Here is a 5,365-nt window from a genome sequence, read left to right on the forward strand (position 1 = left end):
ATCTGGCGATGCATATCAAGCGTCATCCGGATCTGAGCGGCACAGGACTGGTCATGCTCACCTCGGCCAGTCAGCGTTCGGCCGCAGATGCATGCATCACTGCTGGTTGCGCGGCGCTGTTGATGAAGCCTGTAGTGCGGCCGGCGCAACTGTTGGAAGCGCTCCGCTCCGCCTGGCAAGGCGGTCGGTCGGCGCAATCCGATGGCGCTGCGCCCGATAACGATTGCACGGCCAAGCTACCGATGCTTCCAGCGCCGAGCGGTGAACTTGGCACAGTGCGTGTGCTGGTGGCGGAAGATAACGCCGTGAATCGGCTACTGGTCAAACGCATGTTCGAGAAGCTTGGCTGTCGCATCGATCTCGCCGGCAACGGTCGCGAGGCGGTCGACATGGCGAGCCGCCTCCGCTACGACATCATCTTCATGGATTGTTTCATGCCGGAGCTGGACGGCTACGGCGCTTCGCGAGCGTTACGCCAGTTGGAACAAGGCGAGCGGCGCGTGCCCATCATCGCGCTCACTGCCAATGCCATGGCGGACGATCGAGCCAAGTGTATTGCCGCCGGCATGGACGACTATTTGAGCAAGCCCGTCGGCTTGGAAGATATTCGCAAGACCTTGCAGCGTTGGGTCTACGACCTGCGCACCCCACGGCCAAGCGGCCACTCCTCGGCGGCTTAATCCTTCTCCACCGCCTGGTGCACGAACCGCAGCTTCTCGATGGCTGGAGCTGACAGGACGAACGGATACGCATCCTGCTGGCCCAGACTGCGGTTCAAGTTGTTCAGCACGTAAGTCACCGCGAACCATGTGTCCATGACTTCCTGGAAATCGCGACGGCGCATCAGCTTCGGGTCCGGGTCGAGCAACGGCTCGTTGGGATGCCGAGGCTGCAACGTCAGACCGCACGCCACCGCCGTCTCGGTCACGTCGATCATGTGCAGGTAGTGCGCCCAACTCTCCGCCCAATCCTCCCAAGGATGACTGCTGGCATAAGCGCTGATGAACTGTGACTGCCAGTCGGCCGGCGCGCCCTGCTCATAATGCCGCTGCAATGCTGCCGAATAGTCCTGCTGCTCGTCGCCGAACAGCGCCCGAAAGCCCGCCAGCTGCTCCGTATTCGCCACCAGTCGGTCCCAGTAGTAGTGGCCGCTCTCGTGCCGGAAATGACCCAGAAGAGTGCGATAGGCCTCTTGCAGGTTGGCTCGCCGTTGCTCGCGAACCGCGTCGTCGGCTTCGGCGATGTTGATGGTGATCAGCCCGTTGGCGTGCCCGGTCAACACCGGCCGCTCCGGGCCCTCGGCCAGAAACTGGAACGCCAGCCCGTGCTCGGCGTCGGCTTGCTTGCTGAGCAGCGGCAGGCGCAGCTGCTGCAGGGTGTAGACCAGCCGGCGCTTGGCGGTTTCCAGACGGAACCAGGCCTGCCGATGGCCCTCCTCGGCCAACTCCGGCGTCAATTGAGTCAGCCGGCACGACAAACAGGCCTCGTGATCGTCCCCGGAGGGAACTGCCCAGTTACATATGTTGTTGTGCTGGTAGTTTACGCACAGGCAGTAATACGCCTGCGTGTCACCGGTTCGATAGACCCAGGTGTCGCTCTGCTGCTCGAGGGCGCCCATGACTCGACGATCGGGCAGGAACGCCAGCGTGTGGCCGCAGTGGACGCAGCTGACGCTTTCGAAAAAAACCAATTGCTGGCAATGATTGCAGTGAAAGCTTTTCATCTCGCGCTCATAACGGACCGTGCCGCTAAAGGTTGCATGGCCCGACTGACGAAGGAAACCAATGTCCGCTGAGTCGCTGCCTGCCGCCGCTGCCAACTTCAACAACGGCAGCGAACTGGGCCGCCTGGTCAGTCGCTTCGACTGGTCGCAGACGCCGCTGGGGCCGCTCGAGCATTGGCCGCAGAGCCTGCGCACCGCCGTCAACCTGGTGCTCGACTCGCGTCATCCCATGTGGATGAGCTGGGGACCGGTCGCCACCTTCCTGTACAACGACGCCTATCTGCCCGTGCTCGGGACCGCCAAGCATCCTTGGGCGCTGGGCCGGCCGGCCGAGCAGGTCTGGGCCGAGATCTGGGACGTGTGCGGACCGCTGGCGGATAAGGTGTTCCGGCACGGCGAGGCCACCTTCGTCGACGACGTGCAGCTGTTCATGAGCCGCGGCGACTTCATCGAAGAAACCTACTACTCGTTTTCGTACAGCCCGATTCGCGACGAGACCGGCCAGGTCGCCGGCCTGTTTTGCCCCAGCGCCGAGACCACGCCCAAGGTGCTGAACGCTCGCCGGCTGCGCACGCTCTCGCAGTTGGCGGCCAAAGCACTCGTCGAGCGCACCGTGGACTCCGCCTGCGCGTCGGCGATCGACACGCTCTCCAAGAATCCCGATGACGTGCCATTCGCGCTGTTCTATGTGATCGACCCAGCACACCGACGCGCCGTGCTCAATCGCGTCACTGGCTTGGCTCACAGCTGCGACGACCTCGCGCCAGCGACGATCGATCTCGATGGTAGTCCTGCCCGCGAGTCATGGCCGCTACGTGAGGTCGTGGACACGGCCCAGCCTCGTGTGGTCACACTGACGCCGAATGCATCGCTGCCGCTAGGACCAGCGGCCCGCCCCATTGCTGAAGCCGTGCTGGTGCCGGTGATGTCCGGCGTCCAGGAGCAACCCATTGCGGTATTGATCAGCGGCGTCAACCCGACTCGCCGGCTGGATGAGGAATACCGCGCGTTCTTCAATCTTCTCGCCAGCCAGGTGGCCACGGCCATTCAGAATGCTCGCGCGGTCGAAGAGGAACGCGAGCGCTCGCAACGGCTGGCCGAGCTGGATCGTGCCAAGACCACGTTCTTCTCCAACGTCAGTCACGAGTTCCGCACGCCGTTGACGTTGATGATGGGGCCGCTGGAGGACGCGCTTGCGGATCCGGATGCGCCGCTACCGACCGCTCAGCTGGAACGTTTGCAGACTGCGCATCGCAATTCCTTACGCCTGCTGCGCCTCGTGAATACGCTGCTGGACTTCTCACGCATCGAAGCCGGCCGAACCCAGGCGAAATTTCAACCCACCGATCTCACCAAACTCACCGAGGAGCTGGCGTCGACATTTCGTTCCGCGTTGGCACGTGCCTCGCTCGAGTTCACGGTGGACTGCGCTGTTCTGCCCGAGCCAGTGTTCGTGGATCGGGAGATGTGGGAAAAGATCGTGCTGAATCTGCTGTCGAACGCATTCAAGTTCACGTTCGAAGGCGGTGTCGAAGTGCGCTTACGCGCTACGGCGCAAGGCGCTGAGCTGACGGTGAAAGACACGGGCGTCGGCGTTCCCACCGAAGAGCTGCCCAAACTGTTCGAGCGCTTTCATCGCATCGAAGGCCAAAAGAGCCGCACGCATGAAGGCAGCGGTATCGGGTTGGCATTGATCCTCGAGCTGGTTCGTTTACATCACGGCAAGATCGTCGCAGACAGCCAGATCAACGCGGGTACCACTTTCATTGTGACCTTCCCTTTCGGCACCGCTCATTTGCCGGCCGATCAGATTCTCGATGTCTACGCCGACGACAAAAGAAGTGACGGCATCCGCTCTCGCGTATTCGCGCAAGAGGCATTGACCTGGCTGTCGAACGATAGCGTGGCGGTGCCTGACCATCACGACGACACGACGGCCGGCGACGATCTGGTTCAAGTGCATGGCTCGCGCGTGCTGCTAGCGGACGACAACGCCGACATGCGTCAGTACGTCGCGCGACTGCTGAGCAAACATTTACAAGTCGATGCGGTCGGCGACGGCGTGGCCGCGCTGGAATCGATTCGCGCCCAGCGACCCGAGCTGGTGTTGACCGACGTGATGATGCCGCTCCTCGACGGCTTCGGTTTGCTCAAAGAGATTCGTCAGGACCCGGCACTTCGCGACTTGCCCGTCATCATGCTGTCAGCCCGAGCCGGTGAGGAAGCCCGCATCGAAGGTCTCGACGCGGGCGCTGACGACTATCTGATCAAACCGTTCTCAGCCCGCGAGCTGACGGCGCGTGTGAATGCGAACCTCAAACTCGCTCGGGTACGTCGCGAAGCCGAAGAGGCTTTGTTGAATCTCAACGCCACACTCAAGCAACGCGTCGCTGAGGAAATCCAGGCTCGTAGCGGCGCCGAAGAGGCGCTGCGCCAAGCACAAAAGATGGAAGCGCTAGGCCAGCTCACCGGCGGTATCGCGCACGACTTCAACAACATGTTGAACGTAGTGATCGGCAACCTGGACATGTTGCAAAGACGGATGGCACGCGGCGACACCAACGTGCAGCGGTTCGCGTCGTTCGCACTCGATGGTGCGCTTCGAGCGGCACAGCTCACCGAGCGTCTACTCGCCTTCGCGCGACAGCAACCGCTGCGTCCCGAGCCGGTCAATCCGAACAAGTTGGTTGCAGGCATGTCCGATCTATTGCACCGGACGTTGGGCGAGACCATTCGAATCGAGACGGTGCTCGCGGCTGGCCTGTGGCGCATTCACACCGACAGCAATCAACTCGAAAGCGCGATTCTGAATCTCGCCGTCAATGCACGTGATGCCATGCCCGAGGGCGGCAAGCTCACCATCGAAACCGCCAACTCGCATCTCGACGACATCTACGCCGCCTCACATGCCGGCGTGCCGCATGGTCAGTATGTGATGGTGGCAGTGACCGACACTGGTTCGGGCATGGCGCCGCACGTGGTGCAAAAAGCGTTCGACCCGTTCTTCACCACCAAGTCGGTGGGCAAAGGGACGGGACTGGGCTTGAGTCAGGTGCATGGCTTCGTGCATCAGTCCGGCGGCCACGTGAAGATCTACAGCGAAGTCGGTCACGGCAGCACGGTGAAGATCTACTTGCCGCGCTTCTACGGAACCACGGAAGAAGTTGAGCAAAGCGCTCGCGCCGTGCCTGCGCCTTTAGATGTCGGTGCCGGCGTGACCATCTTGGTGGTCGAAGATGAAGAGAGCGTTCGCCACGTGAGCGTCGAGGCGTTACATGAACTCGGCTATCGCGTGCTCGAAGCGAACGGTGCAGCCTTGGCTCTGAAGCTACTGGACGCGCATCCCGAGATTCAGATCATGTTCACCGACGTGGTGATGCCGGAAGTGAACGGCCGCATGTTGGCTGACGAAGCGCGTCGGCGGCGGCCGGATTTGAAAGTCCTGTTCACCACCGGCTATACGCGCAACGCCATCGTGCACAACGGGGTGCTCGACCCCGGCGTGCACATGATCGGCAAGCCGTTCAGTCTGGAACAGTTGGCTCGGAAACTGACCGAGCTCAAAGACGCTTGATGTCGACCGGCGCTTCCACCAGCGGGCCCGGGGAAGTCACGGTGCCGAGATACACGATCCCGACGATG

At 62.0% G+C, this 5,365-nt stretch carries 3 protein-coding genes; 2 read left to right on the top strand and 1 reads right to left on the bottom strand.

What is annotated here, in order from left to right; genetic code table 11:
- The coding region (locus JNL55_RS12675) for a response regulator (RefSeq protein ID WP_293853381.1) at positions 1–680 on the top strand (680 nt) is incomplete at its 5' end.
- Here the strand turns inward: JNL55_RS12675 and JNL55_RS12680 are convergent.
- On the bottom strand, positions 677–1,723 hold the full coding sequence (locus tag JNL55_RS12680) for a putative zinc-binding metallopeptidase (protein WP_293853383.1): 1,047 nt from the start codon (positions 1,721–1,723) through the stop codon (positions 677–679). The genes JNL55_RS12675 and JNL55_RS12680 overlap by 4 nt on opposite strands.
- Positions 1,724–1,784: 61 nt before the next feature.
- Here JNL55_RS12680 and JNL55_RS12685 point away from each other — a divergent pair, with 61 nt between their 5' ends.
- A complete protein-coding gene (locus JNL55_RS12685; RefSeq protein ID WP_293853386.1) occupies positions 1,785–5,297 on the top strand; it encodes an ATP-binding protein in 3,513 nt (1,170 codons plus the stop codon).
- Positions 5,298–5,365 lie beyond the last annotated feature (68 nt).

It is taken from the genome of Steroidobacter sp. (genome assembly GCF_016790065.1).
Classification (GTDB): Bacteria; Pseudomonadota; Gammaproteobacteria; order Steroidobacterales; family Steroidobacteraceae; genus Steroidobacter.

Excerpts from the sequence above, each read along its gene's own strand:
- JNL55_RS12680 (WP_293853383.1), bottom strand. The coding sequence starts at position 1,723 with ATGAAAAGCTTTCACTGCAATCATTGCCAGCAATTGGTTTTTTTCGAA.
- JNL55_RS12685 (WP_293853386.1), top strand. The coding sequence starts at position 1,785 with ATGTCCGCTGAGTCGCTGCCTGCCGCCGCTGCCAACTTCAACAACGGC.